Source organism: Enterobacter sp. QK-SA4, assembly GCF_056856775.1.
In genome coordinates this window covers 3,817,401-3,842,832 of sequence record NZ_JBXFXH010000007.1, presented here as the reverse complement: position 1 = coordinate 3,842,832, position 25,432 = coordinate 3,817,401, and the positions used below count along the sequence as shown (strand labels likewise).

Genomic DNA, 25,432 nt, shown 5'->3' with positions numbered 1-25,432 from the left:
TCACTCTTTTCTGTAATGGTACGCCTCAAAGCCGCCCGCGTTCAGCGGGATATCGGGCGCCCATTCGGGGTTAGTGGAGAGCAGCGCGGAGAGCTCTTTATCGTTGAAATCGTCAGTGTCCGGCGCTTCGGTGATTACCTCATCGTGTACCGTCAGCACAATGCTGTAACCGGCATCCTCGATCAGCGGCATGTTTCCGGCCAGAACGTCGCGGGCGGCCGCTTGGGTGACGTTTTCCACCAGCTTTCCGCCATAGGTTTTGAGCCGCTGCCATTTGCGCGAGTAGGAGTTAACGCCCTGATAGGTGATATTCCCCTTCTCGATGGACGGGGACGGGTAGCACAGCGCGCGCCCGGATGGCAGCTGTATGCGCAGCCATGCGCCATCACGGCGGACTTTCAGATAACCGCAGTACAGCGTTTTTTGCGGTGTGGCTATTGCGGCGCGGACGGTGCGCTCGAGCTCATACCAGAAATCGCATGTTGCCGGGTGGGCTCTGCGCCACAGGCGCTTGAGCGAGTCGCAGGCGATGAAGACGCGTTCGGACAGGCCGTAGGTCGCTTTACGCTTCACCGATTCGTCGTACCAGCTTTTCGCCTCGCGGATAACATCGCGGGGGATGTTCGGCAGCGCAGCGTTCGCCAGCTCGTCGAGGTCGAGACCGTAGACCAGAGCGAAGGTCAGGAACGCCGCAACGCCGCCGCCGAAGCCGAGGCCCAGCTCCATCACCTTGCCAATCTGACGCTGGTATTTATCAACATCGTCCGGCGAGATATTGAAGGCGCGGGCGTAGGCCAGTTTATACAGATCCGGCCCGGACCCCTCGTCGTACTCCCGGAACGCGTCCAGTTTCCACTGTTCGCCGGCGAGCCAGGCAAGTTTTCGCCCCTCGATATTCGACAGGTCGCTAACCACCAGCTTTTTGCCCGCGGGGGCCATGATGCAGCCGCGCAGCGCCGAGCTGGTCAGCTCCATGATGTTATCGAAAAGCAGATCGGCGCATCCGGCTTTCAGCGCCTCGATACCCTCGTCTATCTGGTCCTGCTCAAGTGAAGGGCGGGGCAGGTTTTGGGGCTGGAATAATCGCCCGGCCCAGCGCCCGGTTCGCGATGCGCCGCAGAACTGCAGCGTGCCGCGCAGACGCCCGTCGCTGCTTACACCCTTCATCAGCGATTTGTACTTGCTGGTGCTGGTGGTGCTGGCCTGCAGGCGAATAGCCAGCAGCTCTTTCACCGCCGACGGCAAATCAGGATCCGCCATACGGCGCTCCAGCGTGCTGCGCTGCATGTCGGGCAGCTCTACGCCGTAGGATTCAACAATGTGCTTAATCAGCGCATCGCGCTGCGTGGCCGCCTGCACTTCGCCGTCGGTCATCACCTGCGTGCGTTTCGCCAGGCGCTTTTGCTCCTGGTCTACCGCCTCGATCGCCGCCTGCGCCAGCTGCACATCCATGCAGACGCCGCGGTCGTTGATCTGCTGGTCACGATGCCAGAGCGCCAGCTCTGCCCCCTTATAATTCCACTTTGGCAGGCGCTTATGCACTTCGCGCATGGCCTCGATATCAAGGCCAGCGTAAGCAACAAAGCGTCGCCATTCTTCCGGGTGGGTTTTGCTGGTGGCGCGGCGCAGTTTGCTGTTCTTCGGACGTGGCTTACAGAATAGCTGGATCAGCGCCTTACCTTCTTTGTCCTTCGCCTTGTCCTGCGGTACGCCCAGCACCTCGCAGAGTGCCCCCAGCGCGCCGGGGAGGCTGTGCGCCAGCGCCTGCACCATCGTGTCGCGCCAGCGGACGACATCGGGTGCCAGTTCCGGCATTGCATGGCGCAGTACCGTGCGGTCGAAATGTGAGTTGTGCGCCCACACCTCAATCGCCGGATTGGCCAGAGCCTGATACAACATTGGTGGCATTACAATGCCTGTCGTTAAATCCCATACGCTGACGGGACCATCGTCAATGGCCCAGGCCATCAACATTACCTCAACCTTTTCTGCATAGGCATGGGTGCCGTTGTTAATAGGCACCTCGCTGAAGGTTTCGAGGTCAATCCATAATTTTTCCATACTCAATCCTCGCGGATGCTTTGCGAAAAGGGACACTCTTTGCAAAACACCCGGCGCTTGGCCGGGTGAGTGAGTGTTAAACCAGATCGGAGGCGTCTGCACCTTCGCTGATATCGTCGAAGTCATCCGGCGCGGCCACACCGCCGCCAGCGAACGCGTCACCGTCGCGCAGGAACTGGACGCCACCCAGCGATGCGTTAACGCGTTTGCCGAAGTTGTTGTCCTGCGCCCAGATGTCGATTACCGCGTTGACGTAGCAACCAGCATAAGGACGCCCGTCGGCCTGGATTAGCGGGGAACGGTCGCGATCGATAACTGCCGGGCGCGCTTTGTTGGCAGCATTCAGGAAGAAGTTGCCCGGGAAGCCCTCGTATTCGGCTTTCTCGTCACCGTCGTGCAGACAGAGGTTTAGTTTTTTCTCCAGCTGGCCGTAAATGGTTTCCCACTTCTCGCCCCACTTTTCCTTCGCTACCTGTTTCAGCGCTTTGCGGACTTCTTCCAGTTGTGGATGTTTCGGATCCATCAGGAAAACAGCAGAGAAGCGCGGGTCGCCTTCGCCGTTCACGGTTTTTGCTTCGAACAGAGCGGGGAAGGCCAGGCGGACGTTGTTCAGTTTAATTTTCATGGGTAATTCCTTAATCAGATGAGGTCAGCGGCGAGCGCGTCGTCGGACACGTCGTCGAAATCGTTAACAGGGTTGATATTGAGCGCGGGGCGCGGGTCGGATTCGGGGGCGATGGTGGGCTTACCGTCAGCGCGGGTGATCAGCGCTTCGACTTTCGTCCAGCGGCGAGGGCTGGCCTTTTTGATGAGCTTCTCGGCTTTGGTTGGGCTAATCAGCTTAAGGTCGAAAACCTCCTCAGTTTTATATCGGAACTGGTCTTTCAGCAGCGCGCGGGCGGCTTCTTCATCGCTCCAGGCGCGGTTACCCTGTTTACCAGTAACCAGCTTAAAGCCCGGTACCGGATGCCCTGCGTTCAGCTCACTGTTCACCCGGTCGCACACCGCTTTGCAAAAAGACTCAATCAGGCCAACCTGGCTGTAAATATCCGCCAGCTGTTCGGCAGTCAGTAGCGGTACGCGTTTGACGGCTTCTGCGAGTTGCTCGCCCACTGGCTGGGTCAGGTCGACAAAATCGTCTCTCACATCGTTAAGTCTGGCTTGCGCCTCAGCGGTGCACAGACCGCCTTTTGCCTTACAGAACCGACATTGTTTTTCGCCGGGTGTGAAGTTTTCAAGCGGCAGGGTTTCGACGCCTTCGCAATCGGCGATGTTGAACATCACAATCACGCTGGCGGCCGCTTCCTGCGCCCGTTCGCCGAACGCCTGTAGCTCTTCCACCGTCAGGGCCCACTCTGAAACGTGGTTAAGTCGCGGCTGGTGGATGAACAGGCGTACCGTATCGAAGTCGTACAGCATGCTGAACTGCTCGAGCGCACCCAGGGCATACAGTTGCAGCTGCTCGTTCTGCTCAGCATCAACGCGCACACCCTTACCGTATTTCAGGTCGTGGATCTGCAGTTCGTTGCCCGCGATGATTACGCCGTCGGCGGTACCAAAGGACTCTTCTACGCCCACGATATGGGAGAAGTCGACACGCTGCTCGACCAGCAGCTCATTGCCCTGCGACAGCGCCCAGACGGTGTCGACGTAACGGCCAACGGCTTCGACCATTTCCTCATCTACCTGCGGGCCGGAAGTATCATCCGGGTGCTCAGCAAGTGGATAAGAGCCGAGGAACATAGCGACATTGCAACCCGCATAATGCTCCGGGTGGCTTAGGCGGTTGCGCAGCACTTTTTCTCCCAGCGCGTGGGCTGCGGTACCTTCTTCTGCGAATGAGGAGCTTTTATCCGGTTGCGTGGCCTCCAGCGCCAGACTACCGGGGCAGCGCATCCACCGATGCGCTGAAGACGGGGAAAGTCGTGCATGAACGTCTGGCATGATTAACCCTCCAGCGCTTTTTCAGCCTGAGCGATCACGTCTGAGAGGTTCTCGTCAGCAACTTCGCCGAGTTTTTTAGCACCCTGTTTTTCCAGAATCGCCACCGCTTCGGCACGGTAACCACCTTTCGCCAGCTGGAGGATCAACCCTTCGGCCTTTTTACGCAGGACTGCAAAATCGGTCTGCGCGCCAGCATTATCCCCGGTGTCATCGACCGTTTCGGTACCGCCTTTTGCCGCGTTTTTACGCGCGAAATCTTCCTGCAGCTGGAGGTACTCAACTTTAGTGATCTCGATATGGCCCTTTTTAAGCAGTTCGTTCAGCTTGCGTAAGGTGTGAAGCTCGCTGGCGGCGGAGCCATCAACGTTCTTGCAGTAGAACGGCCCGGTGCGTTCCTCATCTTTACCGCTGGTTTTCGGCTTCACTTCATGGCGACCGTCTGCGGGGGCGTCCAGTAAACGCTCGGCAAAGTCACGGCGTGCCGCGATGGTCGGTAAGTCGTCCCAGAAGCGCAGAATGTTACGTGACAGGTCAAGTAATGCTGGCTTGTTAAGATGGCCAGCGCGTTTAACACCCTGCAGGGCGCTGTCCAGAGCGTCGATCTGCACAACGCGCTTATCGCCTTCGGCGTCGCGATAATCAACAACGCGCTGGACCATCGTTTCGCTGAGCTCCTGCGGGGCCGGGTAGAATGCAGCCAGGGCGATAATGTCGCTGAACTCCAGATCGTCCAGCGTAACTTTGCGGATAACGGTATTTTCCGCTTTGTTTTCCGGTACCGTTTCGCGGTATTCCTGCACCTGTGCCACGGTGTCCGCGCGGAGAGGTACGCCAGAGGCCAGCGCGGTGATAAGACGTTCCAGCAATTCGTTGTTACGGGTTACCAGCTGGTTATTAAGTTCCAGATTTGTTTCTAAGCTCATACTGCGGTCCTCGCTACAAGGAGAATGAAGGTAATAGCCAGGCCGAACGCAGTAGCGAGGGCCAGACCGGTGAAGATGTCGAAATGTTTGCGGCGATATTGGAGCACGTCGCGCCCCGTCAGCCGATGGAGGTGTTCAGGTTTCATCGGTAGTGCTCCTTTTCATGTCTGGGAGCGCACCCGGTGCCAGCGGGCGAGACATAGCACCGTTGTGGATGCACTCTCAGTCAGGAAAAAGGCCCGTCAAGGGAGACGGGCAAAGACTACACACAGCAATTACATGGATGATTCAGAGTGTGGGGCAGGCCGCTGATTCCGATTCGCAAGGTAATTACAGCGAGTTACGGCTAGATCGAGTTGGGCATAGGCGCTGTCGCACGTAGAGTGCGTCAATCCTCGTCGCATGACATGGAAACCTGCTGGGTGGTTCAAAACCCAGAAATCGCCATTTTCATGGAGTATGTCCGATTCCTTAATTCGCATAAGTTAGCCCTCAGTGGATTAGTAAAAGGCCCAAAGCCTTTGATTAATTCACTGCACGCCCCATCATCGGGGCGTTTCAACTTGCGTGACTTATCAGCTCGTCGCGGTGTGGTCCTCTACGCTTACCGTACGCATACGGACTCGGCGCTTACCTCGATCCCATCGGGTGCTATTTCGTTTTGCCAGGAGCACAGCGGCTTACCTGTCACGCGGTTCTGTTTGTTAAAGAGCTATATTGCATTTCGTGTTTACAGTATTGCGCTTTGTGTTTTTTGTTGTCAACACGAAATGTGGAATATTTTGCAAGGACGTAAAAAAGCCCGCTCAGTGGCGGGCTTGATAACGAAAGGGGAGTTAAGTTGGGTTTTAACGCTTACGGCGGTGAATGCGGTGTTCGATCATAGTGCCGATAATGGTTACTTTATTCACTGCGGAATCCAGTGAAGGGTAGTCTGGATTTAAAGGTACCAGTTCAAAACCGCCGTCAGCCTTCGAGCGGTATTTTTTGAATGTGGCTTCGTACTCACCGTTTTTAGCTACTACAAACTCGCCAGGGTGTGGCGCAACCGCGGGGTCTATGATTACTGTATCCCCCTCCTTGAACTCCGGTTCCATTGAATCCCCTTTGATGCGTAAAGCGAATATCAGGTCAGAGGCTGGGCCGTCAAAGGATATAGTCTCTTCAACCCCTTCTGGGGTCAGGAGATAATCAGGCTCTGTGAACATCCCCGCCTGAATGTAGCTGACCACCGGAACAGAACGCTGTCCAGCCGATACAAATTCTGCGTTATCTGGGGTGCCGAAAAGTAACTCGCCCGGAGACACGCCCAGCGCTGAAGCCAGCACTACCGCATCTTCTACGCTTACTTTTCGGGAACCTGTTTCGTAATTACCTACACGAGACTGATACCCCCAACCGCATTTTTCTGCTAAATCCGCCTGGCTTAACCTAAGACGTTCTCTCAACATTTTTATACGCTGACCAACTGTTTCCATTGTGTTCCACCTCATCATGTTATGTGTGTTTTAGCGTATTTTAACACGCAGCGTGTAATTTAAAATCTGCCAACTGTGTTGCCTGTAAAACACGATTTGTGTTTTACTTCATCTCAGGAGGTACTCTATGAACAACATTTCAGCCGTACGGAAAAAAACAGGCGTTACCCAGCAGCAGCTAGCTGACCTTTTAGGCTGGAAGCAATCGCGCATCGGTAACTATGAAGCGGGTGTTCGCACGCCGGATTTAAGTTCGTGCCGTAAGATCGTTGGCGCGCTAAATACCTTAGGGGCTGAGTGCTCCTTGGACACCGTTTTTCCGCCACAAAACGATAAAAAGGCGTAACCCATGCCAGAGAAAAAGATCTGGGGGGCAACGCCTGACGAATGGTTCCACTTCGATCTGGTGCTGGGACGTACTGACCAGCTGCTGCCGGTCGTGTGCAACCCGGGCGCGGCCATTTCCCCCGACAGCAAACTGAAAGCGCTGGGCAAGACGCCGAGCCGCTATAACCGTGACCGCCTGGTAACCGGTATTGCTCAGTGGACAGAGCACGTCGTCACTGAGCATGACTTCGCCCGCTGGTCGAACGAACCGGATTACGGCATCTGCGTGCGTACCGGTCATGGCTGGCTGGCGCTGGACTGTGACAGCGAAGACGAAGACATCCAGGCCGATATTCGCAAAACGCTGGTGCAACTGCTTGGCGAGTTGCCGCCGCGTCGCTGGCGCGCCAACAGCAACAAATGCCTGTACCTGCTGGCCGTTGACGGCGATTTCCGTAAGCGCATCCACCGTCTGGCGGGCGATATGGGGATTATCGAGCTGCTGGCGAACGGCCAACAGTTCGTTGCCTGTGGTACGCACAGCAGCGGCGCGCGCATTGAGTGGGACGGCGGTCTGCCGGACGAACCTCCGGCCATAACTGCTTACCAGCTCGAAACGCTGTGGCAGCGCCTGGCGGATCAGCTCCCAGTGTCGGTCACCACCGAAGCGGGCAGCACGAAGATGCGTGACCGCTCAACGTTCACGCCCGGTGCCACGGATGATACGGCCGAATATCTCGACGCCAACGGCTGGACGCTGCTGGACGGCGCGAACGGCGAGCGATACATCCGCTGCCCGTTTGAGGACGGCCACAGCACCGGCGGCGACCCGACGAGCACGGTTTACTTCCCGGGCGGTACCGCGGGCTTTGAGCAAGGACATTTTAAATGCCTGCATGCCAGCTGTGCACACCGCGACGACGGCGATTTCCTTAATGCCATCGGGATCCGCAACGACGATTTCGAAGACCTGACCAGCACCGACGTTGCAGAGCCATTACCGCTGCCGGCCTTCGAGCGCGATAAGTGGGGCCGTATCGAGGCCACCATCAGCAATGCGGCCAAAGCCGTTGTGCGTCCTGACTTCGTGGACATCGATATCCGCTTTGACCAGTTCCGCGACGAAATCATGTTCGCCCAGGCTGGCTCCGGTCAGTGGCAGGCGTTCACCGATGCGGACTATGCGCGCCTGCGCATAACGATGGAAAAGCGCGGCTTTAAACCCGTCGGGCGCGAGCTCATTCGCGACGTGGTGCTGCTGGCCGCTGACGAACAGCCGTTCGACTCGGCGACCACCTGGCTGAACGGGCTGGAGTGGGACGGCGTGCCGCGCATCGAAACTTTCTACCACACGCACTTCGGTACCGCCGATACGCAATACACCCGTGCGGTGTCCATGTACATGTGGACGGCGCTGGCGGGCAGGGTGCTGGAGCCCGGTGTTAAAGCCGATATGGTGCCAATCCTCGTTGGTCCGCAGGGCTGCGGTAAATCCTCCGGCGTGGAAGCGCTTAGCCCCGACCCGGCGTTCTTCACCGAGATCTCTTTCGCTGAGAAAGACGATGACCTCGCACGCAAGATGCGCGGACGACTGGTGGCGGAGATTGGCGAGTTGCGCGGCCTCAATACCAAAGAGCTCGAATCCATCAAGGCATTCGTGACGCGCACGCACGAGAACTGGATCCCTAAATACCGGGAGTTCGCTACCCAGTTCCCGCGTCGCCTGGTGTTCGTCGGTACCACCAACGAGGACGAATTCCTCGCTGACAAGACCGGTAACCGCCGGTGGTTGCCTGTGGAGGTGTCGAAAGTCGACGTGAAAGCGATAAAAACCGACCTCCTTTTGCTGTGGGCTGAGGCCCGCGAGACGTTTAAGCGCCTCGGCGGCATCCAGTTCCGCGATGCTGAGCGGCTCGGTGCGTGTGTCCACGAGCAGTACACGATTAAGGACGCGTGGCTCGAGACGGTCGAGAAATGGCTCGACACGCCTGACCTGATGACTAACGACATTCCGCGAAATTGCGAATTTTTACGCGCTAGTGACGTTCTGCGCGATGCGATTGGCTTAAATCCCAGCCATATCGGAAAACGCGAAGAAATGCGAATTAGCAATGTTTTGCAAAATTGCGGCTATAAGCGTGTTCAGCGTCGTGTTGACGGAAAAATGACTCGAATTTTTGAGGCGGTGTCCCAACCTGTACCAGCCTCGAAATAGAGGTTGGTACATTTTAACTGATTGAATTTAAAAGCCAGTACCAACTGTACCAACTGTACCAACCTAACTACTAAAAACCCCATATATATATATAAGTCGTTTGGGGAAAAGGTTTGAAAAGAGCTGGTACAGGTGGGTACAGGCTGGTACAGGCCGAACATGTAATTTATTGCGGGTAGCGATATGCAAACACGATTTGATTCCACCACGGCGATTAACGAGCGCCAGAAGCTCAATAAAATCGCTCTCTATGCTCGCGCGTGCGCGCGTTTTGGGGGGTGACCTATGCCAGTTGTCGCAACGTTCAAAACGGACTGGTTCCGGGTGATTAACGACATCACGCGCAGCGGCATTCCCCTGCAGGAGATTGCCAGAGAGCTCGACGTGTCGAAGTCTGCTATCATCGGCTGGAAGCAGGGCGCAGCACCGAACCACCACACGGGCGAAGCGCTGATAGACTTCTGGTGTTACGTCACACAGCGCCCGCGCTCAGAGCTTCCGGCGCAGGTCACATCACGGCGATTCGTTTACGCCTGGCGCACAAAGCGTCTGGCACCATGAAAACTTGCAAAAACAGGGCGTTCATCGGTTAAAAACGCTATGCAAAAACCGCCCTGTTTTATGCACGATTTATGCAGTCCATTTTCACCACTTCCCGCCAGTAAACCGCAACAAATAACCGCTTCACGCTGAATCGCTAACGAGTGCCATTTCGCTGGTGCGCGCAACGTCCATTATGTTAAATCGGCCCTGTTTTTAACAAATCTTCCATTTGGTCGGGATTCCGACCGCCACCCCGTTTCACACTTACGGCTCAATCATCACAGGAGCCACCACAATGGGCCGACCAAAGAAACTTATCGAAGTACCGGGGCAGGAACCTGAAACGGGCGCAGAGCAGCCAACAGGCGCTGATGCCCCAATTACAGCGACTGAGATCCAGGCGCTTAACGCTGACGGCCAGCGCGCAGAGCAGGAAGTAATCCAGCAGCGCGTTGCCAGTCTGCTGGACGATGCCGCACTCGCTGAGCGCAATACTCTGCTGGGTACCATCAACGAGCAGGGCGCGGCCATCATCGCCCGCTTTGAAACGCTGGGGTATACCGACCTGGCTGACCAGCAGCTGACCGACAATATCGAATTCCTCCAGCTCGTCAAAAAAGCCACCACGGCGGCACCTGTCGCGCCGCTGGGCTACGTGACGAACGACGAGGGCAAGCCGCAGCCTGTAACGGGTAAGCCTGTTCTGACTGAGCACGGCTGGCACGTTCCGGGCTAAGAGGGGAATCGTTATGTGTGGAGGTGGAGCACCTAAGGTCGTACAGACCGACCCGCAGGCCGAAGCGGATGCAGCTGCCGATGCAGCGGCAAAAGCGGCAAACGCAGATGCAGCAGCGCGCAAGAAGCGCAAGAAAGGCTCGTCCCTTCTCGCCAGTGGTGCAGAGGGTGCAGCTGATTCTGGCAGCTCTCTGCTGTCCTCTGGTGCGCAGGCAGCGCAGCAGAAAAACACTCTGGGGGCGTAACTGATGGATGAACTCGCCGTTAAGCTGATTAAGCGTTCCGATACGCTGAAAGCCAACCGCCAGCAGCATGAAAGTGTCTGGCGTGAGTGCTATGACTACACCTATCCGCTGCGCGGCGCGGGATTCTCTGACGAAGTGCTCGACGCTCAGAGCGCAAAACACAAGGTGGCGAAGCTACTGGACGGCACCGCCACCGACAGCGCAAGAATGCTGGCCTCTGCGCTCATGTCCGGCATGACCCCAGCTAACGCACAGTGGCTGAACCTCGACAGCGAATCGCTGCCGGACGACGCCAAAGCCTGGCTGTCTGAGTGCGCCACGCTGGTCTGGGAAAATATCCACGCGGCCAACTTCGACGCCGAGGGCTACGAGGCAAATCTCGACGTGGTGTGCGCTGGCTGGTTCGTCCTGTACATCGACGAGGACCGGGAAGAGGGCGGCTACACATTCCAGCAGTGGCCGCTGGCGCAGTGCTATGTCACGTCCACCCGCAAGGACGGTATCGTGGACACGATCTACCGCCGCTACCAGCTGACCGCTGAGCAGGCCATCAAGGAATTCGGCGCGGACAAGGTCAGCGAGAAGATCCGCGACGCGGCGAAGAAAAAGCCTGACGATAAATTCGATTTCCTGCACTGCATTTTCCCGCGCGAAACCTACATGGTCGATGCCCGCCTGGCGAAGAACATGCGCTTTGCGTCGTACAACGTCGACGTGAGCAACAAGCAGATAGTGCGCGAATCCGGCTATCACGAATTCCCGTGCTGCGTGCCGCGCTGGATGAAAATCCCCGGCGGCTCCTATGGCATCGGTCCGGTGTACGACGCGCTGCCGGACTGCAAGGAGCTTAACGAAACCAAACGCATGGAGAAAGCCGCGCAGGATCTGGCTATCTCCGGCATGTGGATTGCCGAAGACGACGGCGTACTCAACCCGCGTACTGTCAAAGTTGGCCCGCGTCGCATCATCGTGGCGAACAGCACCGACAGCATGAAACCGCTGCTGACTGGCGCAGATTTCCAGGTAGCGTTCACCGCAGAAGACCGCCTGCAGGCGTCAATCCGCAAAATCATGATGGCCGACCAGCTGCAGCCGCAGGACGGTCCAGCCATGACCGCCACCGAAGTGCATGTGCGCGTCGCGCTGATCCGCCAGCTGCTCGGCCCGGTCTATGGACGGTTCCAGGCTGAATATCTCCAGTTGCTGGTGGTGCGCTGCTTTGGCATCGCTTTCCGCGCTGGCATTTTCTCCCCACCACCCGAGAGCCTCCAGAACGCCAATTTCAACGTACGTTACATCTCACCTCTGGCACGCGCGCAGAAGCTGGAAGACGTAACGGCAATCGAACGCCTCGGCGCGAACGTGGCAAACCTGGCGGGCATCAGCCAGGACGTTGTTGACCTCATCGATACCGATGAAGCCACACGCGTTGTGGCTGAAGCTCTCGGCGTTCCGGCTAAAGTAATTCGCTCATCTGATGCTGTGGCAGATCTCCGTGATCAGCGCCAGAAAGCACAGCAGCAGGCCGCTCAGCAGCAGCTCATGATGCAGGCGGGAACCGAGGCAGCAGGAGCCGCAGGGCAGACCGCTGGCGCGGCAATAGGGCAACGACTGGCAGGTAACCAATGAGAATAAAACAGGCCACGCCTCAGGACTTTAAGCGCATTTTCGAGGAAATGCCTGGCGGCTCTCAGGTGCTGGAAGAGTTAACGCGCCGCTTTGGGCGCGCTGCGTACGTCCCCGGCGGTACCGAGGGCGACCGGGAAACATGTTACAGAGCAGGGCAGCGATCCGTACTGGATTACATCCTGCGCGAAATCAACAAGGCCGATGGAGTAGAAGACGATGTGGAAGCTTAAACACTTATTCATGAACGCAGAGCCGGGTGCAGAACAGCCTAGCGGCGGTAACGGAGGTGGTGAAGATGGCGGCGATAATCCGGGTGCTGGCGAACCTTCTGGTAATTCTCTGCTCAGCACCGGCGCGGGCGAACCGGGTGCTAATGACTGGCTACCTGAGAAATTCCGCGTTATGGGCGAAGACGGAAAACTCAGTATTGAAAGCTCTGCCCGCAAACTGGCGGAAAATTACACTCACCTTGAAAAACGCATGGGGAGCGGCGACGCGCCGCCGAAAACGGCAGATGAGTATGCGCCTAAGGTAGAGGTCGAGGGATTCAACTGGGAAGAATTCAAAGCCGATCCGCGCATGCAGGGCTTCATGAAAACTGCGCACGCCAAAGGCATCACCAACGATCAGATGAGTTTTATCCTTGGTGAATACGCACAGCGCGCTCCTGAGCTGGTGGGCGGTGCCGCTGCTCTGGATGCGGAAGCCGCCACCACGCAGCTGCGCGAGGTGTGGAAGACAGACGCAGAGTTTAAGCAAAACATCGGTCTGGCTTTCCGTGCGTTCAACTCCCTGGCTGACGAGAGCGACCGAGGGCGCATCGACGAGATCGGCAATAACCCGATGGTTATCCGCATGCTGGCTAAAGTCGGCGCAGAAATGCAGGAAGACGCACCGGCGGGTGGCGATGTGAACCTCGAAGAACAGCAGACCATTCGCGACCTGATGAAATCCCCGGCGTACATGGACCCGAAACACGCCGACCACGAACGCGTATCGGCGAAGGTCAAAGCGTACTACCAGAAGCGATACGGCGATCAAACCGTAGCGTGACGTGTCACAGTACCGCATCAAAAGCCAGCACAACCCGCTGGCTTTTTCATTTGGTCGGGATTCCGACCGCGCACCTCGCTAACAATCTCCCCACAAACAGCCCGGCGGGGACGCCGGATAACTGAATTTTCCCGCAGTGCGTAAGCGCCACGCGCATTGTGTTAATCGGGCCGGGCAACCGACAACCCAGCAGGCGATATTTTCTGGAGTGATTGTTATGTCATTTGATGCCAATAAGAACATGATCACCGCTGCGTTTATCACGCAGTTTCATGATTCTTTCGAAATCGCCGCGCAGCAGAAGGATTCTCGCCTGCAGGCTGCGGTAAACGACCGTGGGATGATCACCGGCGAAGCGTTCACCATCAACGATATGGGGACCATCGAAATGACGCAGGTCACCACTCGTTTCGGTGACACCGTATGGGACCTGCCAGACGCTGGTACCCGTAATGCGTTGATGGCGGATTACGCTGTATTCGTACCGGTTGAAAAACGTGACCTGCGTAAACTGCTGGCCGACCCGCAGGGGCCGTATTTGCAGCTCACCCTGGCGGCTTCCAACCGCAAAAAAGACGATGTTGTTTATCGTGCTTTGCTCGACCCTGTGATGCGTAAAACGTCCAGCGGCGGCGCGTATGCACCGGTGGCGCTGCCTGCGTCGCAGAAAATCGTTGCAGGTGGCACTGGCATGACCAAAACCAAGCTGATCGCCGCGAAAGCGATGTTCCGCCGCAACGAGTGCGACGAGCAGAACGGTGAAGAGCTGTATATCACCTACAACGCCGACATGCTGACGCAGATCCTCAGCGATACCACGCTGACTTCTGCCGACTTCATGGCGGTGAAAATGCTGCAGGAAGGCGCGGTGTCCGGTAACTGGCTTGGTTTTAAGTGGCTGGCTTACGAAAAACTAAATTCTGCGACCGCAGGCGATCCGGCCGTAACCACCAAAACCGCCGTCGCATGGTGTAAATCGGCAGTGCATTTCGGTACCGGCGCTGAGTACAACGTTGATATCGGCCCACGTCGCGATAAAAACAACACCATTCAGATCTCTGTTGATGCGTCTTATGGTGCTGGCCGTGCCAACGAGAAAAAAGTCGTCGCCATCGATTTTGTTGTTTAAGCCGCTGGTGTGTTTGCCGGGGTATTCCCCCGGCCTTTTTTCATCTGAGGTTCTGCCATGACTTCGAGTGTATCGATCTGCTCAAACGCACTTCTTGCGCTGGGTGCTCACCCGATAAATGATTTCGACGAAGACACGGATCATGCCCGTCTTTGCGCCAACCTTTACCCTACTGTCCGCAATAAATTACTCCGCGCTCACCCGTGGAACTGCGCGATAAAACGCGTTGTGCTCTCGCCTGTCAGCGCTGCACCTGTTTTTGGGTACGGTTATCAGTTTTCCCTTCCGGGGGACTTGATTCGCGTCCTGTCCGTTGGCGAACCACATGACAATATTGATTACCGGATTGAGGGGAGCAGGCTGCTGACTAACGTCGATGTGATTCGTCTGCGTTATATCTACCGTAATGAGGATGAGTCCACATGGGATGCCGCGCTGGTGGATGTTGCTGAAATGACGATGCAGTCCAAGCTGGCATATGCAGTGACCGGGTCCACCAGCCTGCGTGATAGCCTGGCGCAGGAGGCCTCATTCCTGCTGAAACAGGCAAAAGCCGTCGATGGTCAGGAAGAACCGCCGGAAGAGCTGGGCGGCTATCCAACTTATGAGTCGAGGTTCTGACATGCGCGCGAACCTTATAAAAACCAATTTTACCGCTGGCGAAGTTTCCCCACGCCTGATGGGGCGCGTTGATATTGCCCGCTACGCCAACGGCGCGAAGATTATCGAAAACGCGGTAGTGGTCGTGCAGGGTGGTGTTGTCCGCAGACCTGGCACCCGATATGCGGCGGCCACGAAATTCGGCAATAAAAAATCCCGCCTTATTCCCTACGTGTTCAACCGTTCTCAGGCCTACATGCTTGAATTCGGCGACGGCTACATGCGCATTTATCAGAACGGTAAGCAGCTGGTTAACGGCGACAATACGCCTTATGAAATCGCAAGCCCATACACCGCCGATATGCTGCCCGCAGTGAATTATGTCCAGGGCGCTGACACCATGTTTCTGGTTCATCAGTCTGTGAAGCCTCACCGCCTCCAGAGACGCGGCCAAACCGACTGGGTACTCGAGCCAGCACCATTTATCGTTGAGCCATTCGACGAGGTGCGTGATACACCGCAGAAGTGGTGTAAGCCGTCCGTAAAAGAATTCGTGGGCTCTGAAATTACGCTCACGCTGAGCGACGCTGATCCAGGCACCAACCCAACACCTCCATTTACGGGGGGCGGCTGGGTTGCTCAGGACGTGGGCTCATACGTTCGCCTTAATGGCGGTCTGGTACTGATTAAAAGCATCACCAGCCCGCAGGTTGCCGTTGGTACTATCCGCAGTGACTTAACCGCCACGCAGGCGGCATCACCGGGTTCATGGACGCGTGAGGACACGGTCTGGACCAATGAATTTGGGTACCCCGGCGCAGTGACGCTATACCAGCAGCGTCTTGTCCTGGCGGGTTCGCCAAAATATCCGCAAACAATCTGGTGGAGCGAAACGGGCGTTTACCTGTCCTTTGAGATTGGTACCGAGGACGATGACGCGATCAGCTTCACGCTGTCTTCTGACCAGCTCAACCCGATTGTGCATCTGGCGCAGATGAATACCCTGATTGCGCTGACCTACGGCGGGGAGTTTACGATCACCTCCGGCAATGATGCGGCCATTACGCCGACCAATATTTCGGTGAAAAATCCAAGTCCGTACGGTTGCAACGGGATCCGCCCGGTTCGCGTTGGTACCGAAATTATGTTCGTGCAGCGCGCCGGACGTAAACTTTACGCTGTAGCTTACGATCCCGACAGCTTTGTTTCCTATTCAGCCAACGATATGACTGTGCTGGCCGAACACATCACAGCGGGTGGTGTGCTGGATATGGCTTATCAGCAACAGCCAGATGCGTTTATCTGGATGGTTCGGGCTGATGGCGCTGCGGTCACGATGGCTATCGACCGTGGTCAGGATGTAATTGCATGGTCACGTCAGGTTACAGATGGCGCGTTTGAGTCGGTGGCGACCATCCCATCGGAGGCTGACGATGTGGTATATGCGATCGTCCGTCGCGAGATAAACGGCCAGACCGTACGTTATGTCGAGGTGTTCGACAGCAAACTCTATACGGATGCTGCAGTAACCGGAACAAGTAGCGCCGGTTCTGCGACATGGTCTGGGCTTGCGCACCTCGAGGGCCAGACGGTTGATGTGGTGGCCGACGGCGCGGTTATGCCGCAGTACATCGTTTCCTCTGGTCAGATCACCCTATCACGACCGGCGAAAAGCGTGGAAATTGGCCTGCACTTTGAAAGCACGATCGAAACGCTTACGCCTGAAGTTCAGACCACTGAGGGTACGACACAGAATGCGAGAAAACGCACCAGCGAAGTGACTATGCGTTTCCTCGAAACGACTGGCGCGGAGTGCAACGGCCAGGTTATTCCGTTCCGCCGTTTCGGGCCAAAAATCCTCAACCAGCCCGCTCCATTATTCACCGGCGATCACTACTGGGGAAAACTCGGCTGGGAACGCGGAGAAGATACCCTGCTTATCCAGCAGCGCCAGCCGCTGCCATTCCATCTTCTTGCCATTATTTTCACATTCACCAGTAACGGGGGCTGACATGGTACGTAACGCAACGGCCGGGGATATCCCGGCGCTGATCGAGCTGGGAGCACGGATGTATATCGAGTCCCGCTATTCGCGGAATTCTCCCTTCGATGAAGGAAAGTGCGCAGAGCTCGCCCGCAACCTTATTTCGTCCCCCGCCGGTTGTCTGCTGGTGGTCGAAAAAGACGGTGCTGTAATCGGCTGGCTGGCCGGGGGGATTGCTGAGCAATGGTTCAGCCGCCAGCTGATGGCGTTTGAGTATGGGCTGTTCATTGCTCCTGAGCATCGCGGCGGCACTGCGGGACCGCGTCTCGCTAAAGCATTTATCACCTGGGCTGAAGAGCACGGCGCTGCGCTCATAAACATGGGGATCACCACGGGCGTGCATGAAGAACGCACCGGCGATTTGTATTCACGTCTCGGCCTGTCGCGTACCGGTCTGCTTTATTCCAAAGAGGTGTAACGATGTGCACTGGCATAGAAATTGCGGCGATCGGCGCATCAGTTCTTGCGGCTGGTGGTGCGGTTTATAGCGGGCAGCAGCAAAAGAAAATGTCCAACTATCAGGCTGCACAGGCGGAAGCTGATGCCGAGGCTGCACAGGCAGCTGCACGGGTGGAAGCCGATCGCATCCGTAAAGCTGGACGAGCACAGGCAGCTGCAGCGCGAGCTTCTCTTGCAGGGTCTGGTGTGGACACGGGGGAAGGCACGGCGCTGCGTATTCAGTCCGATATCGTTGGCGATGCTGAGCAGGATGCTTACCAGACCATTCTGAACGGTACAAATCAGGGCGCCAGACTGAATTCTCAGGCGTCCGCTGACCGTATCTCTGGCCGTAACGCTTCAACATCTGGCTACATCAGCGCGGGTAGCTCTGTGCTTAGCGCGGGCGGTACCGCATATAACGGCTGGAAAAAAGCAGGGAGTAAATAACCGTGAGAATTCCAACGGGTAATTTTGGTAACGTTACGCCGCAGGCGAATCCTACCCGCGTCAGTGTCAGTAATGTCGGGCAAATAGGTAACGCAGTCGCAGGTCTGGGCGCAGCTATAGGTCAGACTGCGGATGAGGTACAGCGCACGCAGGATAAAGCGGATGTGGCGGCAACCCAGGCCATTCTTACCGATCTTGATGCGAAATCCAGTGACCGCTGGGAAAACCCGGAGACCGGCGCGCTGGTAACCCGGCAGGGGTTCAAGTCTTCCGGCGTTGGTCTGGACATGGATAAACAGGACTCTTCCGACTATGAAGAGGCCCGTAAACGCGTACCGCAGAGCCAGCTGCAGTATTTTGACGCGCAGTGGAAAGCGGGTCAGATCCGCCGAGCCAGCACTTATAACAGCTTTGAACGTAGCCAGACCGAGCAGGCCCAGCGCCAGCAGCTGGACGCGACGGTAAAATCTTCCGTGGAGCAGGAAGCGGGGGCGTTTGACGATCCGCAGGCGGCCGCATTAATTCGCGGTGCCCGCCAGCACTCGATTTCATTGTATGGCCAGGCGCAGGGGTGGTCACAGGAGCAAATAGACCAGGCGGTTTCTGAGGCCAATTTGCGAGCAATGGACCAGCGAGCCCAGAACTACGCGGTGACCAACCCACAGGGCTGGTTAAATGGCGATTTCCCGGTGAAAGATTCCGGCGCTATGGATATGCGCGCCATCGGTATTGTTGAATCAGGCGGCAAGCATTTCAAAAGCGATGGCAGCATCATCACATCGCCTAAGGGGGCTCAGGGACAGTACCAGTTAATGCCAGATACGGGTAAAGAACTGGCGGCCAAGCGCGGAGTTGAGTACAACCCAAATGACCCTGAGCAGCATGCGCAACTGGCGAAAGATTATGTGGGCGAACTGTATTCAAAATACGGCTCAGAAACACTAACAGGTGCAGCTTACAACTGGGGGCAGGGTAATGTCGATAAACTGATAGACAAAGTGGGCGACCCGCGCAAGGGTGAAATTTCTGAGTCTGAGTTTATCAGCAAGCTGCCCTCTGAAACTCGCGGATGGCTGGCCCGCTACCGTAAAAACAAAACAGGCCTCGATCCTGTTTCTGTCAACAAAATCGATAACATTGCCGAGTCAAAAATCCGGGAGCAGCGTACGGCGCTGCGCGAGCAAATTGACCCGATTCTGAACAATACGATGGTGCAGCTGTACAACGGGGAAGTGCCTGACGCGATGCCCGATAAAGCGTCAATTATGTTTGCGTACGGCGAGCAGGGGGCAAAAGCCGTTAAGCAGCTCGACATCGCGATCAACAATGCCAAAACCTTCCAGGCGATACAGTACGTGTCCCCGGAACAGCAGCAGGCAGAAATCGCAAAGCTAAAACCTCAGGCAAATGACCCTGATTATGCGCTCAAGCTTGATGCGTATGGCAAGCTCGGCGCGCTGGTGCAAAAAAGTAATGAGGTGATACAGGCGCAGCGTGATACCCGTCGTTTTAACGAAGCGCTGTCTATGGGCGAAAAACTTGACCCTACCAATAAATCCATGCAAAAAGCTGCCGACGCTACGCCAACGGCGCAAAACTTCCGGATTAACGACGCCACCACCCACGACGGGATCGTACAGCAGGTGGCCCAGACCGGGATCATTCCTTCGCAGGTAACCACCCAGTTATCGGCGATTTCCCGCGCGCGCAGTCCTGAGGCGGTCCGTCAGGGGGCCGAGTTATTTAATCGTCTCTATGACACAGATCCCGAGTCTGTTGGCGACATGCCAAAGGATATGCAGGGATTTTATCTTACTGTTAAGCAGCTTACCGATTCCGGCATGGCGTCCGAAACCGCAATCGAGCAGGCGCAGAATCTGACTTACAACCAGACCGATGCGCTCAAAGCGCAGCTGGCATCAACCCAGAGCACCAAGGAGTACAAAAAAGACCGCGGCAAAGCGATGGATTCTGCCGTGAGCAATATGTCTGGCTTCTTTAGCTGGGGTAATCCATCTGCCGACGACCAGACGCCGGAGGCAGCACGCTTCCGCAACGATTATCAGTCACTTTATGACATCAACTACCGCACCACCGGCGGTAATGCTGATGCGGCGAAGAAAATGACCAACCAGCAGATCGCCCGCACATGGAGTATCAGCGAGGTTAACGGCGACGCCAAACTTATGAAATACGCACCAGAGGCACTCTATAACTACGGTCCGTCAGGCTGGCAGGCGGCACAGTGGAAAGAAGAAAAAGAGAGCCTGATGTACGGTGAGCGCAAGGGCGAGATCACCACCAGCCCGACGCAGCTTGGTATTACTTCCGGTAGCGCTGCACCTGTGACCAGCAAAACGCCGGAATCGCGTATTGGCGGAGAGCTGGAGATAACTCCTGATGTACTGACGGCCCGCAATGGCGATTACGCCATCATGGTGCGGACAAAAGATAAGGATGGTATCGAAGCGGTACAGCCATTCTACGATTCGTACGGCAGGTCGATGCGCTGGAAACCGTCTCTGGAAGAGTGGGCGCCATACAAAAAAATGCAGTCAGAGCGTGAAGAACATGATCGTAATGAGCTGCAACGCGGTCAGGATATTCGCGGGTTCAAAGATAAACACCGCGCGCTCGACGAACAATATAAGCGCCTGCACAACGAGCGTATGGACAGAGTTAAAAATTACTTTTCGTGGAGCACTGAATAATGCCGGTATACGCCACTCCTGAAGAACTGAATAACGGATTCACGCCTGCGGGCAATGTCCTGACGGCACCTTCCGGGTTTGATGTCCCCCTGCCTGAAGGTACCAATCCGGCACCTCAGCAGGATGAGCCGTCTGTGTGGGGCGCAGCATTTCGCCAGAATAACCTGCTGGGGCAGATGTTCCGCCCGGCTAAGCAGTTCGAGCCGGTAGACGGGTACAATCCGTATGTTGATAAAAACGAGCTGCACGGTTATGAACAATGGGGATCCGCCTTTGCTGACTCCCGTTCGCCGGAAGAAACCGCCTGGTTGAAACAACAGATTGACGACGAAAACGAGGACCGCAGGGTACTTTCCGAGGCGGGCGGCGAGGGTGTTCTTGCCAGTATTGCCGCCGGGGTGGTAGACCCTGTTACCGTAGCCTCTATGTTTATCCCCGGTGCGCAGGGCGGCGCGGTTGCCCGTATCGCGTCACAGGCTGCAATCGGTGCAGCTGCAACAGCAGCGAGTGAGGTTGCGCTGAATAACCAGCAGATTACCCGCACGTGGGGGGAAAGCGCTTCCCACGTCGCTGCAGGTGCGTTGATGAGCGGTGTATTTGCCGCAGCCGGTGCTGCACTATCGCCATCTGTCCGCACTGCGGCCACGCGCGAAGTGGCTGATGCGCTCGATAATATGAGTATCACGTCAGCGACGGACACGGCAGCAGCTTCCCTCCCCGAAGGTGGCAGCGTCGGCGCGGCGCGAATCAGCGAGGCCACGCTCGAGGATCTCACCCCGGCAGCTGGTGGACCGGTCGGTAAACTGGCACGTAAGGCAGGGAGCTATCTGACACCGTTTACCCGGCTGATGGAGTCGCCGTCGAAAACCTCCCGCCGCACCGCGCTTGAGCTGGCAGAGAATAACTACACACTGCAGGGCAATGCCCGCGGCATTGAGACACCCATCGCGGCGGAAACCCGTGTTCGCGGGTGGCGTCGTGAAGAGGCGGCCGTCGTGGTGACGAACAAGCAGGCCTACAGCCAGTATAAAGCCGCTGGGGGCGACCTGAGCTTTTCACAGTTCCGCGAGGAAGTAGGCAACGCCATGCGCAGCGGCGATGTGCATGCTAACCCGGTGGTGCAGGAAGCGGCGCAGGCGATGCGCACAGTTGTTAACCGGGTGAAGGTGGCGCAGCAAAAGCTTGGCCTGCTGCCGCCTGACGAGGAGCTTAAAGCCATCGGTCAGGAGAGTTATTTCCCGCGCGTCTACAAAGTCGGCAAGATCGTCAACGAACGTGATAAGTTCCGCGACATGCTGGTCGACTGGTGGTCGCGCGGTGAGAAAACCATGTCCCGCGAAGAGGCTGAAATTACTGCTGACGCCACGATCAATAAAATTGTCGGTGCAAAAATTCCGCAGGATTTTGCAAACGTCTTTATGGTGAAAGCGGCGGGTAGCACCCGGTCACGTACGCTCAGCGTTCCTGATCGCCTGATGAAAGACTATCTGGAGAGCGACGCCAACTATGTACTGCAGCGTCACATCCGCGAGGCATCGGCAGAGGTGGAGCTGACGCGCGCATTTGGTAACAAATCGCTGGAAAAGCAGCTCAAGGATATTCAGGACGAATACGATGCACTGATGCGCCAGAATCCCAAAGACCAGGCGAAGCTGGCGAAAGCCCGCGATAACGATATCCGCGATATTACCGCGCTACGCGACCGCCTGGCTGGCACCTACGGCATGCCGGACGATCCATCATCATTTTTCGTCCGCGCCGGCGCGTTCCTGCGCAGCGCTAACTTTGTCACCAAGCTGGGCGGAATGACCGTTTCCGCGATTCCTGACCTGGCACGTGGTGTGATGGTTAATGGGTTCGGCAATACCATGCGTGGTTATTCTGCACTGATTACCCGCTCACCAGCATTTAAGGCCAGCCGCGCCGAACAGTTAAAAATGGCCGTCGGGCTGGAAACCATCCTGCATACCCGCGCGCGTACGATGGGTGACCTGGTGGACAGTTCCGCGCGAACCACAGCGGTGGAAGCGGGCATGGAGCGCGTCACCGATGCGTTCGGCAAGCTCACGCTGATGGGTCACTTCGACGATATGAACAAATCGGTAAACGGTATGATCACGTCCGACGGCATTCTCTCCGGCACGTTCGCTGGCCGCCGCCTGGCTAAGCTCGGCATTAACGACAATATGGCCGCGCGTATCCGCAGCGAGTTCGAAAAACACGGTGAGGTAATCAACGGCTGGCATATCGGTAATTTTGAAAAATGGGACGATCAGCATGTGGCTGGCGTCTTCCAGTCGGCGGTGTTAAAGGATGTGAACAACACCGTTATCACCCCGGGCATCGGCGATACGCCACTCTGGGCCAGTACGCCGCTGGGTAAAACCATCTTCCAGTTTAAATCGTTCGCTACCGCGTCTTATAACCGCGCTACGCTGGGCGGCCTGCAGGAGGGAACCGGTCAGTTTTATTACGGTACCGCTTTTCAGATTGGGCTTGGCGCGCTGACGTACGCGCTTAAACAGTCGGCAAATGGCAAAGAGGTTGACTGGTCGCCGAATAAGCTGGTACTGGAAGGTGTTGACCGCTCCGGTATTCTCGGCCCGCTGATGGAATATAACAATATGGCGGAAAAGGCCTCCGGCGGTATGGTAGGGCTGGGGGCTTTGCTCGGCACCGGAACACAGTCACGTTATGCCAGCCGCGGCTTTATTGGCTCTGCACTTGGCCCGACATTCGGCCTGCTCGATACCATTACTGACGTGACCGCTGGTGTGCTAAATGGCGATGCTGGCGATCGGGTACTGCATAATGTCCGCACGCTGCTGCCGGGTAACAATCTGTTCTGGATTGCGCCGCTGATAAATCAGGTTGATCCTGGCATGCGGTAATCGGTCGGGATTCCGACCTCTGGACTGTTCCATCATAGCCCTGTATTCACTACGGGGCTTTTTTATGCATCAGGATTACAAAACACGCCTTACTGCACTGAGCGATAAACTCACCGACGTGGTGCTGGAAGAAGCCGATCCGGAGAACTGGCCGGGGGCAGGGAAGAAGCCGAGCGAGCTGACCAAAGATGAACGCGGCGATCGCTACTGGGATAAAAAGAACGCAGCCGCATCACTGACACTGCTGATTAAGGTGCACTCCCTGATTGGCATGCAGACACGCGGCGGTACACCATCCGATAATCCTGGTCAGGATGATGAAGCCTTTGCGCTGGGTCAGCAGGTATCGAAAGCTGAGCGAGAGGCGGCCGCAATTATTGAGCGCCTGCAGAAAGGGAAAAAATGATATCGTTCCTCGCCTTCTTTCTCATGTGGGCGGAACGGATGCAGTGGAATGTACCGGACTGTCACTATAAGGCCTGCCACTGGCTGGAGCATCGCGGTAATCTCGCGGTGCTTCGCTGTTTCCGTGGTTTCGGTAAATCAACGATCCTTGCGGTTTATAATGCCTGGCGATACTACTGCGATCGTCAGTACCGCATTCTTCACCAGTCGGAATCCGATCCTACAGCCCGTAAAACTTCCCGCGATACGCAGAACGTTCTGCGCAACCACCCTTTGACGAAAGGTATGTTACCTGACGGTATCGGCACGGTTGAGCAATGGTGGGTTAACGGTTCGCTGGATATGCGTAACGCCAGCATGTTCGCTAAAGGCATCCTGTCGAACGTTACCGGCTCCCGCGCGAATGAGTGCCAGAATGATGACGTAGAGGTGCCGGGTAATATCCAGACGCCGGAAGCTCGCGAAAAGCTGCGCTACCGTCTGAGCGAACAGACTCACATTCTGATCCCTGGCGGCCGCAAACTGTTTATCGGTACACCGCATACGCATGACAGCCTCTATGACGAGCAGGAGGCCGCGGGTGCCGACTGCTTGACCATTAAGCTGTTTGAAAAAGAAAAACGCATAGAGGCGAAAGACGCCACGCAGCTGCGTTATGTTCTGCCGTTTCGGCCAGAGTATGTCTTTGCGGGTATTCACAAAGCTGCGCGCCTGCTTGTTGAAGATGTCGACTATAAGCTAACCGCCGACGGGGTCGAGTTCGCCGCGGCTCCAGATACAGTTATTGATTTTTATTCGGGCTGTGCATGGCCGGAACGTTTTGACCGCGCAGAGCTGGAATTACGCCGTAAAGAATGTCGTACTGTTAACGAGTGGGACAGCCAGTACCAGCTACACAGTAAACCCGTCGGTGAAGTTCGTCTCGACCCTGACCGCATCCGGGAATACAACATCCACCCGCAGATTCGATATGCGAACCGTACGGCCTCGCTCTGGCTGGGTAACGTGCAAATTGTTGGCGCTGTCGCCTGGTGGGATGTGGCCACAGGTAAAGTTAAAGCCGATGCTTCGGCATTCTCGCTGATGCTGACGGATGCCAGAGGGCATTTGTACTGGCACATCTGCCAGGAGCTTACCGGGGAGCTGGCAGAGTTTGACGATAATGACAAAATCACGGGCGGCCAGGTGGCACAGATAAAAGAGCTGGTGCTCAAATATCAGATCCCGGTTGTATGCGTTGAGGTAAACGGCCCCGGCAGCTTCGCGGGTAAATTGCTGCGTCAGGCGCTCAAGGGGACCGGGTGCGGCGTACGTGAAGAATTCAGCATTACCAACAAGCAGAAACGTATCCTTGATGCGTTTGAAGCGCCGCTGTCTTCTCGGTTCCTGTGGGCTCATACCGATGTACTGGACGGCCCTGTATATGACCAGATGCGCGACTTTAACCCGGCGCTGACCAACCAGCCGGATGACTTTATCGACTCTGGCGCAGGTGCAATTAGTCAGACCCCTGTACGCATCGGGAAAGTGGTCGGGATTCCGACCGGACATGCGCGCGAAGATTGGCAGTTAAGTGACGGAGATCATCTGGTCGACGTCGATTACTAACCT

23 protein-coding genes are annotated in these 25,432 nt (G+C 56.5%); 17 read left to right on the top strand and 6 right to left on the bottom strand.

Annotated features, from left to right (window positions below; translation table 11 throughout):
• The 6 genes from AC1VYI_RS20165 to AC1VYI_RS20140 form a co-directional block, all read right to left on the bottom strand.
• A complete protein-coding gene (locus AC1VYI_RS20165) occupies positions 1–2,061 on the bottom strand; it encodes a DNA polymerase (protein ID WP_482882535.1) in 2,061 nt (686 codons plus the stop codon).
• Between the two features lie 76 nt (positions 2,062–2,137).
• Positions 2,138–2,686, bottom strand: coding sequence for a DUF2815 family protein (locus AC1VYI_RS20160; RefSeq protein WP_060816173.1), 549 nt, complete (start codon positions 2,684–2,686; stop codon positions 2,138–2,140).
• Positions 2,687–2,700: 14 nt separating this feature from the next.
• Entirely contained in the window at positions 2,701–4,005 is a 1,305-nt protein-coding gene (locus AC1VYI_RS20155) for a DUF2800 domain-containing protein (RefSeq protein ID WP_077580747.1), read from the bottom strand.
• 2 nt (positions 4,006–4,007) lie between these two features.
• Positions 4,008–4,928 carry a hypothetical protein gene (locus tag AC1VYI_RS20150; protein WP_482882532.1) on the bottom strand — a complete coding sequence of 307 codons (921 nt, stop codon included), beginning with the start codon at positions 4,926–4,928 and terminating at the stop codon, positions 4,008–4,010.
• Positions 4,925–5,074 carry a hypothetical protein gene (locus AC1VYI_RS20145; RefSeq protein WP_001619023.1) on the bottom strand — a complete coding sequence of 50 codons (150 nt, stop codon included), beginning with the start codon at positions 5,072–5,074 and terminating at the stop codon, positions 4,925–4,927. The genes AC1VYI_RS20150 and AC1VYI_RS20145 overlap by 4 nt, the downstream gene beginning before the upstream one ends.
• Positions 5,075–5,776: 702 nt before the next feature.
• Positions 5,777–6,406, bottom strand: a complete 630-nt coding sequence (locus AC1VYI_RS20140; RefSeq protein ID WP_141414047.1) for a LexA family protein — start codon at positions 6,404–6,406, stop codon at positions 5,777–5,779.
• Positions 6,407–6,533: 127 nt separating this feature from the next.
• Here AC1VYI_RS20140 and AC1VYI_RS20135 point away from each other — a divergent pair, with 127 nt between their 5' ends.
• The 17 genes from AC1VYI_RS20135 (at position 6,534) to terL (ending at position 25,429) form a co-directional block, all read left to right on the top strand.
• Positions 6,534–6,752, top strand: coding sequence for a helix-turn-helix transcriptional regulator (locus tag AC1VYI_RS20135; protein ID WP_141414049.1), 219 nt, complete (start codon positions 6,534–6,536; stop codon positions 6,750–6,752).
• 3 nt (positions 6,753–6,755) lie between these two features.
• On the top strand, positions 6,756–8,948 hold the full coding sequence (locus tag AC1VYI_RS20130; RefSeq protein ID WP_482882530.1) for a VapE domain-containing protein: 2,193 nt from the start codon (positions 6,756–6,758) through the stop codon (positions 8,946–8,948).
• A 285-nt stretch (positions 8,949–9,233) separates the two neighbouring features.
• Positions 9,234–9,509, top strand: coding sequence for a hypothetical protein (locus AC1VYI_RS20125; RefSeq protein ID WP_001619027.1), 276 nt, complete (start codon positions 9,234–9,236; stop codon positions 9,507–9,509).
• A 277-nt stretch (positions 9,510–9,786) separates the two neighbouring features.
• On the top strand, positions 9,787–10,227 hold the full coding sequence (locus tag AC1VYI_RS20120) for a hypothetical protein (protein ID WP_482882528.1): 441 nt from the start codon (positions 9,787–9,789) through the stop codon (positions 10,225–10,227).
• A gap of 13 nt (positions 10,228–10,240) precedes the next feature.
• Positions 10,241–10,471, top strand: coding sequence for a hypothetical protein (locus AC1VYI_RS20115; protein ID WP_015571350.1), 231 nt, complete (start codon positions 10,241–10,243; stop codon positions 10,469–10,471).
• A gap of 3 nt (positions 10,472–10,474) precedes the next feature.
• Entirely contained in the window at positions 10,475–12,100 is a 1,626-nt protein-coding gene (locus tag AC1VYI_RS20110; protein WP_270093469.1) for a portal protein, read from the top strand.
• Positions 12,097–12,330: a Bbp19 family protein gene (locus tag AC1VYI_RS20105; RefSeq protein ID WP_001619031.1), complete on the top strand. Its 234-nt coding sequence runs from the start codon at positions 12,097–12,099 to the stop codon at positions 12,328–12,330. The genes AC1VYI_RS20110 and AC1VYI_RS20105 overlap by 4 nt, the downstream gene beginning before the upstream one ends.
• On the top strand, positions 12,317–13,153 hold the full coding sequence (locus tag AC1VYI_RS20100; protein ID WP_482882520.1) for a hypothetical protein: 837 nt from the start codon (positions 12,317–12,319) through the stop codon (positions 13,151–13,153). The genes AC1VYI_RS20105 and AC1VYI_RS20100 overlap by 14 nt, the downstream gene beginning before the upstream one ends.
• A 217-nt stretch (positions 13,154–13,370) precedes the next feature.
• On the top strand, positions 13,371–14,282 hold the full coding sequence (locus AC1VYI_RS20095; RefSeq protein ID WP_482882518.1) for a phage capsid protein: 912 nt from the start codon (positions 13,371–13,373) through the stop codon (positions 14,280–14,282).
• A gap of 57 nt (positions 14,283–14,339) precedes the next feature.
• Complete coding sequence (locus AC1VYI_RS20090) at positions 14,340–14,903, top strand: phage connector family protein (protein WP_232930733.1); 564 nt, start codon at positions 14,340–14,342, stop codon at positions 14,901–14,903.
• A 1-nt stretch (position 14,904) separates the two neighbouring features.
• Positions 14,905–16,893 carry a phage tail protein gene (locus AC1VYI_RS20085; protein WP_232930732.1) on the top strand — a complete coding sequence of 663 codons (1,989 nt, stop codon included), beginning with the start codon at positions 14,905–14,907 and terminating at the stop codon, positions 16,891–16,893.
• A 1-nt stretch (position 16,894) separates the two neighbouring features.
• Positions 16,895–17,344 carry a GNAT family N-acetyltransferase gene (locus AC1VYI_RS20080; RefSeq protein WP_001619036.1) on the top strand — a complete coding sequence of 150 codons (450 nt, stop codon included), beginning with the start codon at positions 16,895–16,897 and terminating at the stop codon, positions 17,342–17,344.
• Between the two features lie 2 nt (positions 17,345–17,346).
• Positions 17,347–17,814, top strand: coding sequence for a hypothetical protein (locus AC1VYI_RS20075; RefSeq protein ID WP_284955956.1), 468 nt, complete (start codon positions 17,347–17,349; stop codon positions 17,812–17,814).
• Between the two features lie 2 nt (positions 17,815–17,816).
• On the top strand, positions 17,817–20,525 hold the full coding sequence (locus tag AC1VYI_RS20070) for a transglycosylase SLT domain-containing protein (RefSeq protein ID WP_482882516.1): 2,709 nt from the start codon (positions 17,817–17,819) through the stop codon (positions 20,523–20,525).
• The gene (locus tag AC1VYI_RS20065; RefSeq protein ID WP_482882515.1) at positions 20,525–23,416 is read left to right on the top strand and encodes a hypothetical protein; all 2,892 of its coding nucleotides are present in this window, start codon (positions 20,525–20,527) and stop codon (positions 23,414–23,416) included. The genes AC1VYI_RS20070 and AC1VYI_RS20065 overlap by 1 nt, the downstream gene beginning before the upstream one ends.
• A gap of 64 nt (positions 23,417–23,480) precedes the next feature.
• The gene (locus tag AC1VYI_RS20060; protein ID WP_047359753.1) at positions 23,481–23,822 is read left to right on the top strand and encodes a hypothetical protein; all 342 of its coding nucleotides are present in this window, start codon (positions 23,481–23,483) and stop codon (positions 23,820–23,822) included.
• A complete protein-coding gene (gene terL / locus AC1VYI_RS20055) occupies positions 23,819–25,429 on the top strand; it encodes a phage terminase large subunit (protein ID WP_482882512.1) in 1,611 nt (536 codons plus the stop codon). The genes AC1VYI_RS20060 and terL overlap by 4 nt, the downstream gene beginning before the upstream one ends.
• Positions 25,430–25,432: the final 3 nt, after the last annotated feature.

Coding starts and splice junctions, on each gene's coding strand:
- AC1VYI_RS20140 (WP_141414047.1), bottom strand. CDS start 6,406: ATGGAAACAGTTGGTCAGCGTATAAAAATGTTGAGAGAACGTCTTAGG.
- AC1VYI_RS20165 (WP_482882535.1), bottom strand. CDS start 2,061: ATGGAAAAATTATGGATTGACCTCGAAACCTTCAGCGAGGTGCCTATT.
- AC1VYI_RS20115 (WP_015571350.1), top strand. CDS start 10,241: ATGTGTGGAGGTGGAGCACCTAAGGTCGTACAGACCGACCCGCAGGCC.
- AC1VYI_RS20110 (WP_270093469.1), top strand. CDS start 10,475: ATGGATGAACTCGCCGTTAAGCTGATTAAGCGTTCCGATACGCTGAAA.
- AC1VYI_RS20080 (WP_001619036.1), top strand. CDS start 16,895: ATGGTACGTAACGCAACGGCCGGGGATATCCCGGCGCTGATCGAGCTG.
- terL (WP_482882512.1), top strand. CDS start 23,819: ATGATATCGTTCCTCGCCTTCTTTCTCATGTGGGCGGAACGGATGCAG.
- AC1VYI_RS20100 (WP_482882520.1), top strand. CDS start 12,317: ATGTGGAAGCTTAAACACTTATTCATGAACGCAGAGCCGGGTGCAGAA.
- AC1VYI_RS20065 (WP_482882515.1), top strand. CDS start 20,525: ATGCCGGTATACGCCACTCCTGAAGAACTGAATAACGGATTCACGCCT.
- AC1VYI_RS20105 (WP_001619031.1), top strand. CDS start 12,097: ATGAGAATAAAACAGGCCACGCCTCAGGACTTTAAGCGCATTTTCGAG.
- AC1VYI_RS20125 (WP_001619027.1), top strand. CDS start 9,234: ATGCCAGTTGTCGCAACGTTCAAAACGGACTGGTTCCGGGTGATTAAC.
- AC1VYI_RS20120 (WP_482882528.1), top strand. CDS start 9,787: ATGGGCCGACCAAAGAAACTTATCGAAGTACCGGGGCAGGAACCTGAA.
- AC1VYI_RS20150 (WP_482882532.1), bottom strand. CDS start 4,928: ATGAGCTTAGAAACAAATCTGGAACTTAATAACCAGCTGGTAACCCGT.
- AC1VYI_RS20095 (WP_482882518.1), top strand. CDS start 13,371: ATGTCATTTGATGCCAATAAGAACATGATCACCGCTGCGTTTATCACG.
- AC1VYI_RS20060 (WP_047359753.1), top strand. CDS start 23,481: ATGCATCAGGATTACAAAACACGCCTTACTGCACTGAGCGATAAACTC.
- AC1VYI_RS20155 (WP_077580747.1), bottom strand. CDS start 4,005: ATGCCAGACGTTCATGCACGACTTTCCCCGTCTTCAGCGCATCGGTGG.
- AC1VYI_RS20130 (WP_482882530.1), top strand. CDS start 6,756: ATGCCAGAGAAAAAGATCTGGGGGGCAACGCCTGACGAATGGTTCCAC.
- AC1VYI_RS20160 (WP_060816173.1), bottom strand. CDS start 2,686: ATGAAAATTAAACTGAACAACGTCCGCCTGGCCTTCCCCGCTCTGTTC.
- AC1VYI_RS20075 (WP_284955956.1), top strand. CDS start 17,347: ATGTGCACTGGCATAGAAATTGCGGCGATCGGCGCATCAGTTCTTGCG.
- AC1VYI_RS20145 (WP_001619023.1), bottom strand. CDS start 5,074: ATGAAACCTGAACACCTCCATCGGCTGACGGGGCGCGACGTGCTCCAA.
- AC1VYI_RS20090 (WP_232930733.1), top strand. CDS start 14,340: ATGACTTCGAGTGTATCGATCTGCTCAAACGCACTTCTTGCGCTGGGT.
- AC1VYI_RS20135 (WP_141414049.1), top strand. CDS start 6,534: ATGAACAACATTTCAGCCGTACGGAAAAAAACAGGCGTTACCCAGCAG.
- AC1VYI_RS20085 (WP_232930732.1), top strand. CDS start 14,905: ATGCGCGCGAACCTTATAAAAACCAATTTTACCGCTGGCGAAGTTTCC.